The sequence below is a fragment of the Amycolatopsis sp. NPDC059027 genome (genome assembly GCF_042739735.1).
Lineage (GTDB): Bacteria > Actinomycetota > Actinomycetes > Mycobacteriales > Pseudonocardiaceae > Amycolatopsis.
Map to the genome: position 1 here is coordinate 52,980 of NZ_JBHYIK010000029.1, position 16,671 is coordinate 69,650.

The 16,671-nt window shown below is 70.7% G+C and carries 18 protein-coding genes; 8 read left to right on the forward strand and 10 right to left on the reverse strand.

Annotated elements, in window-relative coordinates; translation table 11 throughout:
• Window positions 1-20: 20 nt before the first annotated feature.
• Window positions 21-1,193: an acyl-CoA dehydrogenase family protein gene (locus tag ACFWY9_RS21140; RefSeq protein WP_378331375.1), complete on the forward strand. Its 1,173-nt coding sequence runs from the start codon at window positions 21-23 to the stop codon at window positions 1,191-1,193.
• Window positions 1,194-1,230: 37 nt separating this feature from the next.
• Window positions 1,231-1,956 carry an NIPSNAP family protein gene (locus ACFWY9_RS21145; protein WP_378339664.1) on the forward strand — a complete coding sequence of 242 codons (726 nt, stop codon included), beginning with the start codon at window positions 1,231-1,233 and terminating at the stop codon, window positions 1,954-1,956.
• Between the two features lie 12 nt (window positions 1,957-1,968).
• Here the strand turns inward: ACFWY9_RS21145 and ACFWY9_RS21150 are convergent, their stop codons facing one another.
• Genes ACFWY9_RS21150 through ACFWY9_RS21160 form a run of 3 tightly spaced genes read right to left on the reverse strand, consistent with a single transcriptional unit; the run spans window position 1,969 to window position 4,096 of the window.
• The gene (locus tag ACFWY9_RS21150) at window positions 1,969-2,430 is read right to left on the reverse strand and encodes a GNAT family N-acetyltransferase (protein WP_378339666.1); all 462 of its coding nucleotides are present in this window, start codon (window positions 2,428-2,430) and stop codon (window positions 1,969-1,971) included.
• Window positions 2,431-2,485: 55 nt separating this feature from the next.
• Complete coding sequence (locus ACFWY9_RS21155; protein ID WP_378331372.1) at window positions 2,486-3,382, reverse strand: transketolase family protein; 897 nt, start codon at window positions 3,380-3,382, stop codon at window positions 2,486-2,488.
• 3 nt (window positions 3,383-3,385) lie between these two features.
• Window positions 3,386-4,096, reverse strand: coding sequence for a transketolase (locus tag ACFWY9_RS21160; protein WP_378331371.1), 711 nt, complete (start codon window positions 4,094-4,096; stop codon window positions 3,386-3,388).
• 53 nt (window positions 4,097-4,149) lie between these two features.
• On the opposite strand from ACFWY9_RS21160, the gene soxR reads away from it, so the two are divergent.
• From soxR to ACFWY9_RS21175, 3 genes are all read left to right on the forward strand, one after another.
• On the forward strand, window positions 4,150-4,611 hold the full coding sequence (soxR, locus tag ACFWY9_RS21165; protein WP_378331370.1) for a redox-sensitive transcriptional activator SoxR: 462 nt from the start codon (window positions 4,150-4,152) through the stop codon (window positions 4,609-4,611).
• Between the two features lie 45 nt (window positions 4,612-4,656).
• Entirely contained in the window at window positions 4,657-5,211 is a 555-nt protein-coding gene (locus tag ACFWY9_RS21170) for an RNA 2'-phosphotransferase (protein WP_378339667.1), read from the forward strand.
• A gap of 80 nt (window positions 5,212-5,291) precedes the next feature.
• Window positions 5,292-6,704: a S1C family serine protease gene (locus ACFWY9_RS21175; RefSeq protein WP_378331368.1), complete on the forward strand. Its 1,413-nt coding sequence runs from the start codon at window positions 5,292-5,294 to the stop codon at window positions 6,702-6,704.
• Window positions 6,705-6,848: 144 nt separating this feature from the next.
• On the opposite strand, the gene ACFWY9_RS21180 is transcribed toward ACFWY9_RS21175, so the two are convergent.
• Entirely contained in the window at window positions 6,849-7,412 is a 564-nt protein-coding gene (locus ACFWY9_RS21180; RefSeq protein ID WP_378331367.1) for a TetR/AcrR family transcriptional regulator, read from the reverse strand.
• Window positions 7,413-7,605: 193 nt separating this feature from the next.
• Between ACFWY9_RS21180 and ACFWY9_RS21185 the strand changes: the two genes are divergently transcribed.
• Complete coding sequence (locus tag ACFWY9_RS21185; protein WP_378339669.1) at window positions 7,606-9,807, forward strand: MMPL family transporter; 2,202 nt, start codon at window positions 7,606-7,608, stop codon at window positions 9,805-9,807.
• A gap of 32 nt (window positions 9,808-9,839) precedes the next feature.
• Window positions 9,840-10,544 carry a hypothetical protein gene (locus ACFWY9_RS21190; RefSeq protein WP_378339670.1) on the forward strand — a complete coding sequence of 235 codons (705 nt, stop codon included), beginning with the start codon at window positions 9,840-9,842 and terminating at the stop codon, window positions 10,542-10,544.
• A 6-nt stretch (window positions 10,545-10,550) separates the two neighbouring features.
• Here ACFWY9_RS21190 and ACFWY9_RS21195 read toward each other — a convergent pair whose 3' ends face one another.
• From ACFWY9_RS21195 to hisD, 5 genes are read right to left on the reverse strand one after another with little or no spacing between them, the layout of a single operon-like run.
• A complete protein-coding gene (locus ACFWY9_RS21195; protein WP_378339672.1) occupies window positions 10,551-11,900 on the reverse strand; it encodes a cryptochrome/photolyase family protein in 1,350 nt (449 codons plus the stop codon).
• A 4-nt stretch (window positions 11,901-11,904) separates the two neighbouring features.
• Window positions 11,905-12,063, reverse strand: coding sequence for a hypothetical protein (locus ACFWY9_RS21200; RefSeq protein ID WP_378339674.1), 159 nt, complete (start codon window positions 12,061-12,063; stop codon window positions 11,905-11,907).
• The gene (gene hisB, locus ACFWY9_RS21205; RefSeq protein WP_378339675.1) at window positions 12,060-12,659 is read right to left on the reverse strand and encodes an imidazoleglycerol-phosphate dehydratase HisB; all 600 of its coding nucleotides are present in this window, start codon (window positions 12,657-12,659) and stop codon (window positions 12,060-12,062) included. Before hisB ends, ACFWY9_RS21200 begins: the two co-directional genes overlap by 4 nt.
• A complete protein-coding gene (locus ACFWY9_RS21210; protein WP_378339677.1) occupies window positions 12,656-13,756 on the reverse strand; it encodes a histidinol-phosphate transaminase in 1,101 nt (366 codons plus the stop codon). Before ACFWY9_RS21210 ends, hisB begins: the two co-directional genes overlap by 4 nt.
• Window positions 13,753-15,075 (reverse strand): histidinol dehydrogenase, encoded by a 1,323-nt coding sequence (hisD, locus tag ACFWY9_RS21215; protein WP_378339679.1) that lies wholly within the window; start codon window positions 15,073-15,075, stop codon window positions 13,753-13,755. The genes ACFWY9_RS21210 and hisD overlap by 4 nt, the downstream gene beginning before the upstream one ends.
• Window positions 15,076-15,160: 85 nt before the next feature.
• Here hisD and ACFWY9_RS21220 point away from each other — a divergent pair, with 85 nt between their 5' ends.
• A complete protein-coding gene (locus ACFWY9_RS21220) occupies window positions 15,161-15,955 on the forward strand; it encodes a carbon-nitrogen hydrolase family protein (RefSeq protein WP_378339681.1) in 795 nt (264 codons plus the stop codon).
• 72 nt (window positions 15,956-16,027) lie between these two features.
• Here the strand turns inward: ACFWY9_RS21220 and ACFWY9_RS21225 are convergent, their stop codons facing one another.
• Complete coding sequence (locus ACFWY9_RS21225) at window positions 16,028-16,666, reverse strand: response regulator (protein WP_378331357.1); 639 nt, start codon at window positions 16,664-16,666, stop codon at window positions 16,028-16,030.
• Window positions 16,667-16,671: the final 5 nt, after the last annotated feature.

The window sequence follows — 16,671 nt, forward strand, 5'->3', positions numbered from 1 at the left end:
CGCGCACCCCAGGAGCACCGATGGCCGCCAGTCCGGACCCGCACGACTTCCTCGACCTCGACGCGGGACTCACCGGGGAAGAGCGCGCCATCCGGGACGCGGTCCGCGCCTACGCCCGTGACCAGCTGCTCGGCGAGATCGCGAACTGGTACGAAACGGGCGCGCTGCCCGCCGCCGAGCTGGCGAAGGGCTTCGGCGAACTCGGCCTGCTCGGCATGCACCTGGAGGGCTACGGCTGCGCGGGCACCAGCGCCGTCGCCTACGGCATCGCCTGCCGCGAACTGGAAGCCGTCGACTCCGGGCTGCGCAGCTTCGTCTCGGTGCAGGGTTCGCTCGCGATGTACGCGATCCACCACTGGGGCAGCGAAGACCACCGCGCCGAATGGCTGCCGCGAATGGCGTCGGGCGAGGCGCTCGGCTGTTTCGGGCTCACCGAGCCGGACGCCGGGAGCGATCCGGGCAGCATGCGCACCCGCGCGGTGCGCGACGGCGCGGACTGGGTGCTCACCGGCACGAAGATGTGGATCACCAACGGCACGGTGGCCGACGTCGCGGTCGTGTGGGCGCAGACCGAGGAAGGAATCCGCGGCTTCGTCGTCCCGACGGACACGCCCGGCTTCACCGCGAACGAGGTCAAGCACAAGCTCTCGCTGCGGGCATCGCTGACCGCCGAACTCGTGCTCGACGGTGTGCGGCTGCCGGATTCCGCGGCGTTCCCGGAGGTCCGGGGGCTGCGTGGCCCGCTGTCGTGCCTCAACGAAGCGCGCTACGGCATCCTCTACGGCGTCGTCGGCGCGGCGCGCGCGTGCTACGAAGCCGCGTTGGAGTACACGCTCTCGCGCGAACAGTTCGGCAAACCACTGGCGGGATTCCAGCTGACCCAGCGCAAGCTCGCCGACCTGCTCGTCGAGGTCAACCGGGCGGGACTGGTGGCGGCGCAGATCGGCCGTCTCAAGGACGCCGGGACCTTGCACCACAACCACGTCAGCTTCGGGAAAATGGCCAACGTCCGGTCCGCGCTGGAAGTCGCCCGCACCGCGCGCTCGATGCTGGGCGCGAACGGGATTTCCCTGGAGTACCCGGTGATGCGGCACATGGCGAACCTCGAGACCGTGCTCACCTACGAGGGCACCGAGGAGATGCACGCGCTTTCGCTGGGGCAGGCCGTGACCGGGATCGCCGCCTTCCGCTGACCCGGAATTGTCGGTGCCCGCCGCTAGCGTCGCGGGCATGGACGATTTCCTCGCCTTCCAGACGGTCCTGGAGCTGCGCCGGTACACCACCGTGCCCGGCCGCCGGGACGACCTCGTCGCGCTCTTCGAACGCGAATTCGTCGAGTCGCAGGAGGCCGTGGGCGCGCGGCTGTACGGCCAGTTCACCGAACCGGCGGAGCCCGGGAAGTTCTTGTGGCTCAGGGGTTTCCGCGATATGGAGTCCCGGCGGGCGGCGCTGGGGGCGTTCTACACCGGCCCGGTGTGGAGGCGGCACAGTGCGGCCGCGAACGCCACGATGACCGACTCGTCGGACGTCCTGCTGCTGCGCCCGGCGGGTCCCGGTTTCCCGGCCCCCGCCGAGCCACGGCCACCGGTGGATGCGGACGACGTCCCGTCGTCGCGGCTGGCAGTCACGATCTGCCATCCCGTGGGGCCCGGGTTCGCCGAGTTCTTCGCCGAAACGGTGCGCCCGGTGCTGGCCGAGGCGGGTGCTCCGCCGCCGGCGTGTTTCGAGACCGAGCCCGCGGAAAACACCTTTCCCCGGCTTCCCGTACGGGAGGGCGAGACGGTGTTCGTGTGGTTCACCCGGTTCGCGGGCGAGGGCGCCGTCGGCAGGTTCGACACGATGTTGGAGTCCTTGCCCGCTTGGGGAAAGGAGGTTCTGCCACAACTGAATACGCGGCTTTCGCGGCCCTTCCAGCGCCTCGTGCTCGCGCCGACTCCGCGCTCCCTGCTGCGCTGAGTTGCCGGGGTTTCAGGTCCCCGGCCGCCAGACGTACCGGATGTCCGGCTCGTGTTCCTCGTTGCCGCTGCCATCGGTTCGCTCGGCGGCGAAGAACCCGTGCCGTTCGTAGAACCGCCGGGCCGGGCCGTTGACCTGGAACGTCCACAGCTCCAGCCCGGAGGGACGGCGTTCCTTCGCCAGCGCGACGAACCGGTCGCCGATCCCTCGGCCTCGCCACCCTGGTTCCAGGTACAGCTGGCTGAGCAGGTTTTCGTCGAGCACCAGCAGTCCGATCACGCGTCCGGCCACGACCGCGACCCAGGTCTCCCGCAGCGGGACGACGACGTCGCGGAAGTAGGTATGGACCTCGTCGCCGGGGTGCGGACGGCGGACCGTCGGCAGCGCCGCGGCGAACGAACGGAGCCAGACGTCGGCCGCGGCACGGGCGTCGGATCCGGTCGCGCGCCGGAGGGTGGGTTCGTACGGAGGCACGGCACGAACGGTGGCAGAACGGCGGCCCCGGCGCAGCCGAGTTTCGCCGTATCCGCTACCGAGCCAGGAATTCCTTGACGGACAAGGCGATCGAGTCCGCGTCGAGGCCGTGCGCGAGGTCGTGGTCGGCCACTTCGCCGTAGATCCGGACCTCCGTGTCCCGCAGTACACCCAGCGCCAGGATCCGGTGCGGTGTCGCGGAAAGCGCGTCGGCGACCTGGTGCGTGGACGTCCCGGCGAGGTACGGCTCGACGAGGACGACGTCGGCGACGCCGGTGGCTTTCACGGCCTCGCGCAGTCCCTCCGCGTCGAAGGGGCGCACGGTGGACGTGTAGAGCACCGTGAGATCGAGGCCTTCGGTGGCCGCGAGGACGCGGTCGAGCATCGGGCCGACAGCGAGGACGACCCCGCGTGTTCCCCGGCGCAGCGTCTGGAATCCCACGCCGAGATGGGGTTCGGCATTCTCCTGCGCGGAAAGCCGGAGGTACACCCGGCAGTCGCCCGGCACGGATTCCAGCAGCAGCCGCCGGGCCTCGTCGGGATGCCCCGGTACGTGCACGGTCCAGCCGGGCAGCGAGTCGATCAGCGCGACGTCGCCGGGCGCCTGGTGCGTGCGGCCTTCGGAGGCCATGTCGTAGGACCCGCCGTAGGACACGAGCACGGCACCGACGTCCTGGTGCCCGAGGTCGAGCTTGATCTGTTCGAAGGCGCGTTCCACCAGGAACGGCGAGAACGTGTGCACGATCGGCCGGACACCGGCGAGCGCGAGCCCGGCGCCCGCGCTCACCAGCAGTTGCTCGCGGATGCCGACGTTCAGCACGCGGCCGGGGTACCGCCGGGCCGCCGAGCCCAGCTGGGCTGCGGTGATGTCGGCGAGCACGACCGCGACGTCCGGATCGGTTTCGAGGATGTCCTCCGTGGTGGTCACGAAGGTATCGCGCATGGTGGGCATCGGTCAGCCTTTCGGTTCTCCGGTCGTTTTCTGTTCGACGGTCGCGACCACGGCGAGCGGCCGGTCCGGATGCGGAGCGGTGAAGGCCTCGTACAGCGCGTCGTGGTCCCGGCCGGAAACCGTGCGGGTTTCCCAGCCTTCGACCTCGAAGCGCCGCGCGATGCCGCCCGGCCAGCCGTGGGTGGCCGAGGAGTTGTCGACGACGACGGTGGTCAGCTGCTCGAGCCCGAGGCGCCCGGCGAGCGCGATGGCCTCGTGGTTCGAGCCCTCGTCGAGTTCGGCGTCCCCCACCAGCGTCACCACCTTCGCCAGGCCGAACCGGCGGATCCGCAGGCCGAGCACGGTGCCGACGGCGATGGGGAGCCCGTGCCCGAGCGATCCGCTGGAGATCTCCACCCCTGGCGCGCGGCGGCGGTCGGGGTGGTGCCCCAGGCGGGACCGGGCCGAGGACCAGTCGGCGAGTTCGTCCTCGTCGAGGAAGCCCTTCGTGGAGAGCACGGCGTAGTACGCCATCGGCCCGTGTCCCTTGGACAGCAGGAACCGATCGCGGCCCGGCTCGCGGAAGTTCTCCGGGGTGATGTCGAGAACACGGTCGTAGAGCACCCACAGTACGTCCACTGTGGACTCGGCGGCGGCGTGATGTTTGTCGTCTCCGGTCATCAGCGCGATCAGCCTCGGCAGATCGGCGTATCCCGGCAGTGTCGCGGTGGTCATGTCAGCCACGATGCAACCTCGACTAAACTCGAAGTCAAGGATAGCCTGACCTCGTGACGAGGTTAGCCGAACATCTGAGCATCGGGCAGGTGGCCGAACGCAGCGGCGTTCCGCACACCGCATTGCGGTTCTACGAGGAGAAGGGGCTGATCAGTTCCGAGCGGTCCGCGGGCAACCAGCGCCGCTACGCGCGTTCGGTGCTGCGGCGCATCGCGTTCATCCGCGCCGCGCAACGGGTCGGGCTGAGCCTGGAGGACATCAGCGCGGCGCTGGCCACGCTGCCCACCGATCACGCGCCGACCAAAGCGGACTGGGCCCGGCTTTCCCGGGAATGGCAGCACGAGCTCGACGCGCGGATCGACGCGCTGCAGCGGCTGCGGGACCGGCTCACCGGCTGCGTCGGCTGCGGCTGCCTTTCCCTGCGCAGCTGCGGGCTCTACAACGCCGACGACCAGCTCGCCCGGTTCGGCCCCGGCTCCAGCAAACTGCGTCCCGCGACCGAGGGCGGCATCTGAATCCGGTTGCCCGGCACCGGCGTCCTGTGCGTCACTAGGCACAGCATGAACGAACAACGCAAGATCCGGGTCTCGAAGAAGCTCGCGCGTCATCTCCGGCACGAGCCCGCACGCATCGGCCTCACCCTGGACCCCGGTGGCTGGGTACCGGTCGAAACCCTGCTCGCCGCGCTGGCCGCGCACGGTTTCCGGCTCAGCCGGGCCGAACTCGACGAGGTCGTCCGTACCAATGACAAGCGCCGCTTCGCCTTCGACGAAACCGGCACGCGGATCCGGGCCAGCCAGGGCCACAGCGTCGAGGTCGATCTGGCGCTGCCCACCGCCGAACCGCCCGACGCGCTCTACCACGGCACCGTGGCCCGCTTCCTTCCCGCGATCCTCGCCGAGGGCCTGCGCCCGATGAACCGGCACGCGGTGCACCTGTCGGCCACCATCGAGACCGCGCTGAAGGTCGGCGCGCGGCGGGGCGCCTCCGTACTGCTGCGGATAGACGCGCGGGCCATGGCCGCCGCGGGTCACGAGTTCCAGGTGAGCGCGAACGGCGTCTGGCTCACCGCCGCCGTCCCGCCCGGATTCCTCCAGCAGGCGGAGCCAACCTGAGAACACTTCCTCAGGAAGTCCACCGCCGCTTCTCAGCCGGTTCTGCGGGAATTCTCAGGTTCTGCCCCGATCTTGGGACCATGGCCGAAAACACGCCACCCCAGGGCGAGCACTCCCAGCCGCAGCAGCCGCACGAGCAGCCGTCGCCGGAGACACCGCAGACGCCGCCGGCCCCGCAGCAGCAGCAGACCCCGCAGGGGCAAGCCGCGCAGGGGCACGCGTGGTGGCAGCAGACCGTGCCGCCGGCCCAGCCGCCGCACGAGCAGGGCACTCCCCCGCAGGGCATGGGCCCCTCGCCGTACACGGTCCCGCTCGGCGCACCGGCACCCACGCAGCCGAAGGCGAAGCGCAAGGTGTCGATGCCCATCGTCGCGACGGCGGTCATCGCCGGGCTGATCGGCGGCGGCGTCGCACTGGGCGGCAACGCCTTGTTCTCCGACCCCACCCCGCCGTTGCTCACCTCGCAGGGCCCGTCGGCGGCGAACGTCAGCTCGAAGCCGGGTTCGGTCGAGTACGCCGCGGAAGTCGCCATGAAGTCCACAGTGGACATCAAGGTCGCGACCGGGCAGGGCACCGCGACCGGCACCGGGATCATCCTGACCCAGGACGGCTACGTGCTGACCAACAACCACGTCGTGTCCGGCGCCGGCTCCGGCGGCCAGATCCAGGTCAGCACCCCGGACGGCAAGAAGCTGCCCGCGAAGGTCAAGGGCACCGCGCCCTCCTACGACCTCGCGGTGATCAAGCTGGACGGCGCGAGCGGGCTCACCCCGGCGACACTCGGCCAGTCGAGCACGCTGAAGGTCGGCCAGCCGGTCGCCGCCATCGGCAGTCCCGAGCAGCTGTCCAACACCGTGACGTCCGGGATCGTCAGCGCGCTGTCCCGCACGGTGACCGCGAGCGACGAGAACGGCGGGCAGGTGATCGTCTACAACGGACTGCAGACCGACGCGCCGATCAACCCCGGCAACTCGGGCGGCCCGCTGGTGAACATGGACGGCCAGGTCGTCGGCGTGAACTCCGCCGTGGACACCGGGCAGAAGTCCCAGGGCGGACTGCAGTCCTTCGGGCTCGGCTTCTCGATTCCCATCGACACCGCCAAGCGCATCGCGAACGAGCTGATGCAGACCGGCAAGGCCACCAAACCGGTCCTCGGCGTCACCGGCACCCTCGGCTCGCAGCGCCAGTCGGTGAGCGGCGCGCCGATCGCCGACGTCCAGCAGGGCGGCGCCGCCGCTGCCGCGGGTATCAAGCAGGGTGACACCGTCACGAAGCTCGACAACACCCCGCTCAACTCGTACGCGGATCTTCAGGCCGAGGTGCTCAAGCACACGCCGGGCCAGCAGGTCCCGGTGACCGTGAAGCACGCCGACGGCTCCGAGCAGACCATGAACGTCACGCTCGGCAGCGCGACCGACACGAAACAGACCACGATCTCCCCGCAGCAGCAGAACCCGTTCGGCAACGGCTTCCCCGGCTTCGGCGGCAACTGACCCCCTGAGTACGCGAACCGACCCCCTGGGTACACGAGCCGACCCGCTGCGTACGTGAGTAACCGTTCCGATCCCGGTGACTGCCGTACACGGAGGGTCAGTTCGCGTACCTGGAGGGTCGGCTCATGTACCGGGAGGGCCGGATCAGCGGCGGGGGCGGCGGTGCAGGCGGCGGCCGACGTCGAGCAGGGCCGCGCGCAGCGTTTCGTCGTCGACCCCGGCCAGATCGGGGGCGCCGCCCGCCATCGCTATCCCGGCCAGCGTGACCACCGCGGTGACGTGTGCGGCGAGGTCCGGTTCCGGACCGGCGAAGATGGCCAGCAGGGCGTCCTTGGCCCCGTCCCCGCCGAAGAAGGATTTCTCGACGGCGCGGGCGATGCCGGGGTCGCTGGAGAACAACGCGACGAGCGCGCGGTGCCGGACGACGAGGTCGACGAACCCGTCGAGCAGGTAGTCGATCTGCGCGCCGCGGCGCCGGAGCCGTGCCGCCTCGGTGACGATGCGGTTGAACTCCTTCAGCGCGGGCTCCGCGACCGCCTCGGTGATCTCGTCCTTCGCCTTGAAGTGGTAGTACACCGCCGCCTTCGTGACGCCGAGCGCGTCCGCGATCATCTGCAGCGAAGTGCCCTCGACACCGTGTTCGGTGAACAGCTTCAGCGCCGTCTGCAGCAATCGCGCCCGGGTGTCCCCGGCCGGGCCTGCGGTCATCTTCGCCCTCCTCCTCGAACCGGCTGACCTTATTCCAGCACTTGCCGATCGGCAAACCGCGCACTAGCCGTGCGGCTAGTCACACACTTGCCGATCGGCTTGTCGCCTCCTAGCCGTTCGGCTAGCGTCGAAGTCACCACTTCGGGTGACTGCCACCTCGAATGACAAGCGCGACTGGAATGGAGTTCGGCCCGTGGCGACCTTCCTCTACCGGCTCGGCAGGCTGTCGTTCCGGCGACGTGTCCTTGTCTCCGCCGTCTGGGCATTGGTGCTGGTCGCGCTCGGTATCGGCGCCCTGACGCTGTCCGGCAGCCTGTCGAACTCGGTGACCATCCCCGGCACCGAATCGCAGCGCGCGGCCGATCAGCTGGCCGAGCGGTTCCCGCAGGCCGCGGCGGGTGGCGGCACCGCGCGCGTGGTCATCGCCGCGCCGGAGGGCCACACGGTCGTCGACGACGCGGGCAAGGCCGCCGTCGAAGCCGTCGTCGCGAAGCTCAAGACCGCACCGAAGGTCGCGGCGGTCGCCGACCCATACCAGATGGGATCGATCGCCCCGCAGCACCACGACGTCGCCCTGGTGCAGGTCAGCTACGCGGTCAAGGGCTTCGAGCTGACCGACGCCGAACGCCAGGCGCTGCTCGACTCGGCCGGGCCGGCACGGCAGGCCGGGTTCCAGGTCGAGTTCGGCGGCGACGCCGTGCAGGGCATCCCCGCGACCGACGCGACCGAAGGCATCGGGGTCGCGATCGCCGCCGTCGTCCTGATCATCACCTTCGGCTCGCTGGTCGCGGCCGGGATCCCGCTGCTGACCGCGCTCATCGGCGTCGGGATCGGCATGGCGGGCATCATGCTCGCCTCGGGTTTCCTCGAACTGAACTCCAACACCCCGGTGCTCGCGCTGATGATCGGGCTCGCCGTCGGCATCGACTACGCGCTGTTCATCGTGTCGCGCTACCGGCACGAACTGAGCGAGGGCAGAGAGCCGGAGGAAGCCGCCGGACGCGCCGCCGGAACGGCCGGGTCCGCGGTGGTGTTCGCCGGGCTGACGGTGATCATCGCGCTGGCAGGGCTGACCGTGGTCGGCATCCCGTTCCTCGGCGAGATGGGCATCGCGGCGGCGATCACCGTCGCGATCGCGGTCCTCATCGCACTGACGCTGCTGCCCGCCGTGCTCGGCTTCGCCGGACGCCGCGTGCAGGGTGGCCGGATCCGGCTGCGCCGCGCGCCGTCCGCGCAGACGCACGGCGAGCGCTGGGCCCGGTTCGTCGCCCGGTATCGCGTCCCGGTCCTGGTCCTCGCCCTCGCGGGCCTGGCCGTGGTCGCGCTGCCCGCGGCGTCGATGCAGCTCGGCCTGCCCAACGACAGCACCGCCGCGCCGGATTCCACCCAGCGCAAGGCGTATGACCTGGTGAGCCGCAGCTTCGGCGAGGGCGCCAACGGGCCGCTGCTGGTCGTGGTGGACACCAGCGCCAGCCGCGATCCGGGTCAGGCGGTCAACCAGGCCGTCGCGGACCTCAAGCTGCCCGACGTCGCCGCCACCACCCCGCCCCACACGAACCCCGTCACCGGCATCACGCTGCTGACGGTGATCCCGAAGAGCGGCCCCGGCAGCACCCAGACCGAGGACCTGGTCTCCTCGATCCGCGACCGGGGCGCGACCCTGCACGACCGCACCGGGGCGAGCCTCATGGTGACCGGCCAGACGGCCGCGAACATCGACGTCTCGGCGAAGCTGTCCGACGCGATGCTGCCCTACCTCGCGCTGATCGTCGGGCTCGCGTTCATCCTGCTGATGCTGGTGTTCCGCTCGGTCGTCGTGCCGCTCAAGGCGACGCTGGGCTTCCTCGGCTCGGTCGTCGCGACGTTCGGCGCCGTCGTCGCGGTGTTCCAGTGGGGCTGGCTCGCCGATCTGCTCGGCGTGCAGACGACCGGGCCGATCATGAGCATGCTGCCGATCCTGCTCATCGGTGTCCTTTTCGGACTCGCGATGGACTACCAGGTGTTCCTGGTGACGCGGATGCGGGAGGAACACGTGCACGGCGCGGATCCGGCCGAGGCGATGGTCACCGGGTTCCGGCACGGCTCGCGCGTGGTGGTCGCGGCCGCGCTGATCATGATCAGCGTGTTCGCCGGGTTCGTGCTCGCGGAGTCCTCGCTGATCCAGTCGATCGGGTTCGCGCTGGCCTTCGGGGTGCTGGTGGACGCGTTCGTGGTGCGGATGACGATCGTGCCCGCGGTGATGTCGCTGCTCGGGCGCGGTGCGTGGTGGCTGCCGAAGTGGCTGAACCGGATCCTGCCGAACGTCGACGTCGAGGGCGAGAAGCTCACGAAGCAGCTCGACAGCTCCAGCGAAGGCGGCGACGGACGCGAACTGGTCGGCGCCGGCGGCCGGTGACAAGTCGCCGTGCCATGGCGCAGACTTGATCCGTGGACCACGACGACCCGATACCGCCGCAGGGCATGAGCGGCGGCGCGCCCCTCTCCGGCGACGAGGAGTACCACAGGCCCTCTTACCTGGTGGCGGCCGACGACGAGATCTTCGGGAACGACGTCATCACGGCGCCCCTGGTGATCGGCGACGCGGACCACGTGCCGCGCACCCGCACGATGCCCGTCTCGATCTACCTGGACGAAAACAGGGACACCGAGCGAGTGCAGGACGCGGTCGAGGCGTTCGTCCGCTCGGCGGGCGGCGAGGTCGTGGAACGGGACGAGCCGGTCATCGGATCGTGGTTCCGGCGGCTGCGCGCCCGGTTCCGGGGCGCGGCCGCCTCACCGCTGGGAGCCGAGGCCAGGATGTTCGGCGTGCACGCGCTGGAGTCCCGGCTGGTGCACAGCACCGACGCGACGGTGACCGCGACCATGATGCAGAACCTCGCTCCCGTGCTGAGTTCGCTCCAGCCGTTCGCCAACGCCGTGATCCGGGTCGGCGCGCTGCTGATCGTCAAGGCCGAGGGCGAGCTGATGGTGCACCAGCTGACCACTGCCCAGCAGCTCGCGCTCGACCACCAGCCCGAACTGCTGAAGTCCCCGGCGGACATCCTGCGGGCACTCGGCCTCGCCGAAGAACCCGCCACGGCGCCGCTCCCGGCGGCCGCGCCACAGGCGCTGCTGCGGTCCGAAATGGACTGACGCGGCTCAGCGGGCGGTGACGGCGCCGTAGCGGTCGAGCGCCACTTGCCGCTCGACCGCGTGGTCGACCATCGGCTCCGGGTAGTCCTCGGGGCGGTCGCGGAGCTTGTGCACGGCCTTGCCCGGTACGTCCCGCAGTTCCGGAACGTACCGGCGGACGTAGTCACCGGACGGGTCGAACTTCTCCCCCTGTGTGATCGGGTTGAAGATCCGGAAGTACGGCGCCGCGTCGGTTCCGCATCCGGCGACCCACTGCCAGTTGAGCTGGTTCGAGGCGAGGTCGCCGTCGACCAGGTGGCGCATGAAGTGCCGCGCGCCCCACCGCCACGGCAAATGCAGGTCCTTGACCAGGAAGCTCGCCACAACCATGCGGACGCGGTTGTGCATCCAGCCTTCGGCGAGCAGCTGACGCATCCCGGCGTCGACGATCGGGTACCCGGTCCGTCCCTCGCACCACTGCTCGAACGCCGCATTCCCGGTGTCACAAGGCATCGCGTCGAAGCGCCGGTCGTAGTTGCGCCGCGCGGTCTCGGGCCGGTGCCACAGGACGTCGGCGTGGAACTCGCGCCAGCACAGCTCGCCACGCAGCGCGTCGGCACCCGGCCCCTCGTCCCCGTCGAGATCGGCCAGCAAGGTCCTCGGATGGACGCAGCCCCAGCGCAGATACGGCGAAAGCCGGGTCGTACCGGGAAGATCCGGGCGATCGCGGTCCTCGTGGTAGGTCTCGACACCGTCGCGGAGGAACTCCTCCCACAGCCGGAGCGCGGCCTCCTCCCCCGGCTCGGGCAGCGTCATCTCCCGCAGCGGCGGTGTTTCCGGCAGCGGTACCGAGGCACCCGGCTCGATCCAGTCCACAAGGGACGGTCCGGTGTCCGCTGGACGCGGCCGGCCATGACGGCCCCACGCGCGACGGAAGGGGGTGAACACGCGATACGGGTCACCGTCCGGTTTGGACACCCGGCCTGGTGTCACGGCGTAGGGCGAGCCGGTCTCGACCCAATCGATTCCCTGTTCCGCCAACGCTTTCGCGACTTCGGCGTCCCGCCGGCGCCCGTACGGCGCGGTGTCCGCGCTGACGTGCACCGCGCTCGCGCCGATCTTCTGGGCCGCCTTGACGACCTCGACGACGGGATCGCCCGCGACGACCTTGAGCCTGCCGCCGAGCTGCTCGTCCAGCGCCCGCAGGCAGCCCAGCAGGAACGCCAGGCGCGGCGCGCCGGAAGGCTCGATGAGCGCCTTGTCGAGCACGTACAGCGCGAGCACCCGGTCGCTGTGCTCCGCCGCCGTCAGCAGCGCGGCGTGGTCGCCGAGCCGCAGATCACGGCGGAACCACAGGACGACCGGTGTTTGAGCCATTCCCCTAGCTTGCCAGCCAGGCCACGGCTCCGCCGATCGCCAGCAGCGCGGCGACGCCGAGGACCCCGGCGAGGAACTTCGCGTTCTTCCACGTCGAGTAGACCCCGCCGATCAGGAACCCGCCCAGCGCGAGCAGCAGAACCGCGACGATTTCCTTGCTCACAGGACACCCTTCGTGGACGGGATGCCACCGGCACGCGGATCCGGCTCGGTCGCGGCACGCAGGGCGCGGGCGACGGCCTTGTACTGCGCCTCGGCGATGTGGTGCGGATCGCGACCGTGGATCACCCGGACGTGCAGCGCGATCTGCGCGTGGAACGCCAATGAGTCGAACACGTGGCGGGTCAGCACGAACGGGTAGTTCCCGCCGATCGTGAAGGTGGTGAACTGCTCGGGCTCACCGACGTGCACGCAGTACGGGCGGCCGGAGACGTCGACCGCCGCGTGCGCGAGGGTTTCGTCCATCGGGATCCACGCGTCGCCGAAACGCCGGATGCCGCTCTTGTCGCCGAGTGCCTGGCGCAGCGCCTGGCCGAGCACGATCGCGGTGTCCTCGACCGTGTGGTGGGCGTCGATGTGCACGTCGCCGGTGGCCTCGACCTTGAGGTCCATGCTGCTGTGCGCGCCCAGCGCGGTCAGCATGTGGTCGTAGAACGGCACGCCGGTCGAGATCTCGACCTCGCCCGTGCCGTCGAGGTCCAGCTGGACGAGGATCGAGGACTCCTTGGTGGTGCGCTCGACCTTGCCGATGCGGGTCATCGGGAAACTTCCTTACTCGCCTCGAGGAAGGCGTCGTTCTCCTCCGGGGTGCCGATGCTCACGCGCAGGTGCCCCTCGATACCGGGCTCGCGGATCAGCACCCCTTTGTCCAAATAGGACTGCCAGGCCACGTGCGGGTCGGCGAACCGTCCGAAGAGGACGAAGTTCGAGTCGCTCGGCACCGGATCGAAACCCAGGCCCGCCAAGGCTTCCACGACGCGATCGCGTTCGGCGGCCAGCTTGTGGACGGTGCTCAGCGTCGCGTCCGCGTGGCGCAGCGCGGCGCGCGCGGCCGCCTGGGTCAGCCGCGAGAGGTGGTACGGCAGGCGCACCAGCTGCAGCGCGTCGACCACCGCGGGAGCGGCGGCCAGATAGCCGAGCCGCCCGCCCGCGAAGGCGAAGGCCTTGCTCATCGTGCGCGACACGATGAGCCGGCCCGGGTAGTCGGCCAGCAGGTGCACCGCGCTGGCCTGCGACGAAAACTCCGCGTACGCCTCGTCGACCACCACGATCCCGGTGGCCGCGTCGAGCACCGCGCGCAGCTCTTCCAGCGGGATCGAGCCGCCGGTCGGGTTGTTCGGGCTGGTGACGAACACCAGGTCCGGACGCCGTTCGCGGATCACCTCGGCGGCCTTCGCGGTGTCGAGCGTGAAGTCGGCGCGGCGCGGCGCCGGAACCCACTCGGTGCGCGTGCCGGACGCGATGATCGGGTGCATCGAGTACGACGGCTCGAAGCCCAGCGCGCTGCGCCCGGGACCACCGAACGCCTGCAGGATCTGCTGCAGCACCTCGTTGGAGCCGTTGGCGGCCCAGACGTTCGCCTCCGACAGCACTACCCGCGTCGACACGCTCAGGTAGTCGGCCAGATCCTGGCGCAGGGCCACCGCGTCGCGGTCGGGATAGCGGTGCAGTTCGGCGGCCTCCGCGCGGACCGCCTCGGCCACGTCCGCGACCAGCTCGGGCGACGGCGGATACGGGTTTTCGTTGGTGTTGAGCCGAACCGGGACCTCCAGCTGCGGCGCGCCGTATGGCGACCTGCCGCGCAGATCCTCGCGCAGCGGCAGCTGGTCCAGGGTGATCTCCTCGCCGATGCTCACGCTTCACCCCCGAACCGCGCCGTGACGGCTTCGCCGTGCGCGGGCAGGTCCTCGGCGTTCGCCAGCGCGACCACCCGCAGGGCGATCTCGCGCAGCGCCTGCTCGGAGTAGTCGACGACGTGGATGCCCTTGAGGAAGCTCTGCACCGACAGACCCGAGGAGTGGCGGGCGAACCCGCCGGTGGGCAGCACGTGGTTCGACCCGGCGCAGTAGTCGCCCAGCGACACCGGGGCGTACGCGCCGACGAAGATCGCGCCCGCGTTGCGGACCCGCGCGGCGTCCTCGCGCGCGTTCGCGGTCTGGATCTCCAGGTGCTCGGCGGCGTAGGCGTCGACCACGCGCAGCCCGTCGTCCACAGTGGACACCAGGATGACGCCGGACTGCTTGCCGCCCAGCGCTTCGGCGACCCGCTCGGTGTGTTTGGTCGCCGCCACGCGGCCGGCGAGCTCCTTCTCGACGGCGTCGGCCAGTTCCTCCGACGTCGTGACGAGCACGCTCGCCGCGAGGGGATCGTGCTCGGCCTGGCTGATCAGGTCGGCCGCGACGTGCACCGGGTCGGCGGTCTCGTCGGCGAGGATGGCGATCTCGGTCGGCCCGGCCTCCGAGTCGATGCCGATGATGCCGCGCAGCAGCCGCTTCGCGGCGGTGAGGTAGATGTTGCCCGGGCCGGTCACGATGTCCACCGGCGCCAGCTCGGCACCGTCGGTGTCGGTGCCGCCGTAGGCCAGCAGCGCGACGGCCTGCGCCCCGCCGACCGCCCACACCTCGTCGACGCCCAGCAGCCGGGCCGCGGCGAGGATGGTCGGGTGCGGCAGCCCGCCGAACGCGGCCTGCGGCGGCGAGCACAGCACGAGCGAGCCGACGCCCGCGAGCTGCGCCGGGACGACGTTCATCACGACCGTCGAGGGGTACACGGCGAGCCCGCCCGGCGCGTACAGGCCGACGCGCTCGACGGGGACCCAGCGTTCGGTGACCGTGCCGCCCTCGACCACCGTGGTGGTGACGTCCTGGCGGCGCTGCTCGGCGTGCACCTTGCGGGCACGGGTGATGGACTCCTCCAGCGCGGCGCGCACCGCCGGGTCCAGCTCGTCGAGGGCCTTGGCCAGCTCGGCGGCCGGGACCCGCACAGCGGACGGGCGGACCTTGTCGAACCGCTCGGTGTATTCGAGCACGGCCTCGACCCCGCGGTCACGAACGGCCTCGACCACCGGGCGCACGTGATGCAGCGCCGCGTCCACGTCGTATTCGGCGCGAGGCAGCGTGGCGCGCAGTTCGGCGGCGGTCGGGACCTGCCCGCGCAGGTCGGTGCGGTTCAACATGGACTCAAGGGTACGAGGTGGCCGCGAGGCGCCGGGCAGGGATACTCGGTGGTGACCCGCGAGCCCTTGTGACGGAGGAGGCGCCGTGCCGCGTATCGGGTTGTGCCAGCTCAGCTCGGGCGACGATCCGGGGGCGAACCTGAAACTCGTTCGCGCCGGGGTCGAAGGCGCGAAGGCGGGAAACGCCCAGGTCGTCGTGTTCCCGGAAGCGACGATGGCCCGGTTCGGGCGGCCGCTGGGCCCGATCGCCGAGCCGCTGGACGGGCCGTGGGCGACCGCCGTCGCGGAGCTGGCGGCCGAGCACGACGTGGTCGTCGCCGCCGGGATGTTCACCCCGGCCGAGGACGGGCGCGTCCGCAACACCGTGCTCGTCACCGGCGGCGGGCATCATCTCGGCTACCACAAGATCCACCTGTACGACGCGTTCGGCTTCGCCGAGTCCGACACCGTCGCCGCCGGCACCAAACCGGTCACCTTCGACGTCGACGGCACCGTGCTCGGCGTCGCCACCTGCTACGACATCCGTTTTCCCGAACTGTTCCGCGCGCTCGCCGACGACGGCGCGGACATCGTCGTCGTGCCGACGTCCTGGGGCGCGGGCGAAGGCAAACGCGACCAGTGGGAGGTCCTGGTGCGGGCCCGCGCGCTGGACTCGGGCTGCTGGGTGCTCGGCTGCGGGCAGGCCGACCCGGCCGCGAGCGGTCTCGAAGTGAACCCGAAGGCTCCCACCGGCATTGGCTACTCGACGGTGTCGGACGGTTTCGGCCGCGTCCACACCCAGCTCGGCGCCGGCCCGGAGACGGTGGTCGTCGACCTCGACCCGGCGATCGCGGCGAAGGCCCGCACCGCCACCGGCGCACTGGCCAACCGACGCCTCTGACCACTCGATCACGCGAGATCTCCGGCTGATCACATGAGATCTCCGGCTGATCACGCGAGATCTCCGGAGGGGCTAGCGGAGGAGGCCTTCGCGGATGGCGACGCGGACGAAACCGGCGCGCCGGCGTTCGCCGGTCTTGTCCCTTATTCTGTCCAAATAGGACCGGACGGTGCGAACGCTGATGTTGAGGATCTCGGCGACGTCGACGTCCCGCTCCCCCGCCGCGACCAGCCGCAGCACCTGTTTTTCCCGCTCCGACAAGACGATCTTCGGCCCGGCGTGCCGGTCGTCGCTGTCCTGGATGATCATTCCGGCGAGCGTCGGCGACACGTAGGCGTTGTCCTCGGCAATGGTGCGGATCGCGCGCAGCAGCTCGTCGCCGTCGACGTCCTTGGACAGGAAGCCCTTCGCGCCCGCCTGCATCGCGCCGAGCACCTCGGGTTGTTCCGCGTGCGCGGACACCACGAGCACCTTGTGCCCCATGTGTCCCACCTCCAGCACGGCCGCCGCGTCCGCGACGCCGCGCAGCTTGAGGTCGAGCACGACGACGCTGCCCGGCGGCTGCTGCTGAACCGCGAACCGCGCCACCGAATCGGCGACCGCGCCGAGTTCGATGTCGGGCGCCTCGGTGAGCACTCGCGCGACGGCGTCGCGGTAGAGGGGGTGGTCCTCGATCACCGCGACCTGGATGCGGTCGCCCGCCGAAGGCACGCCGG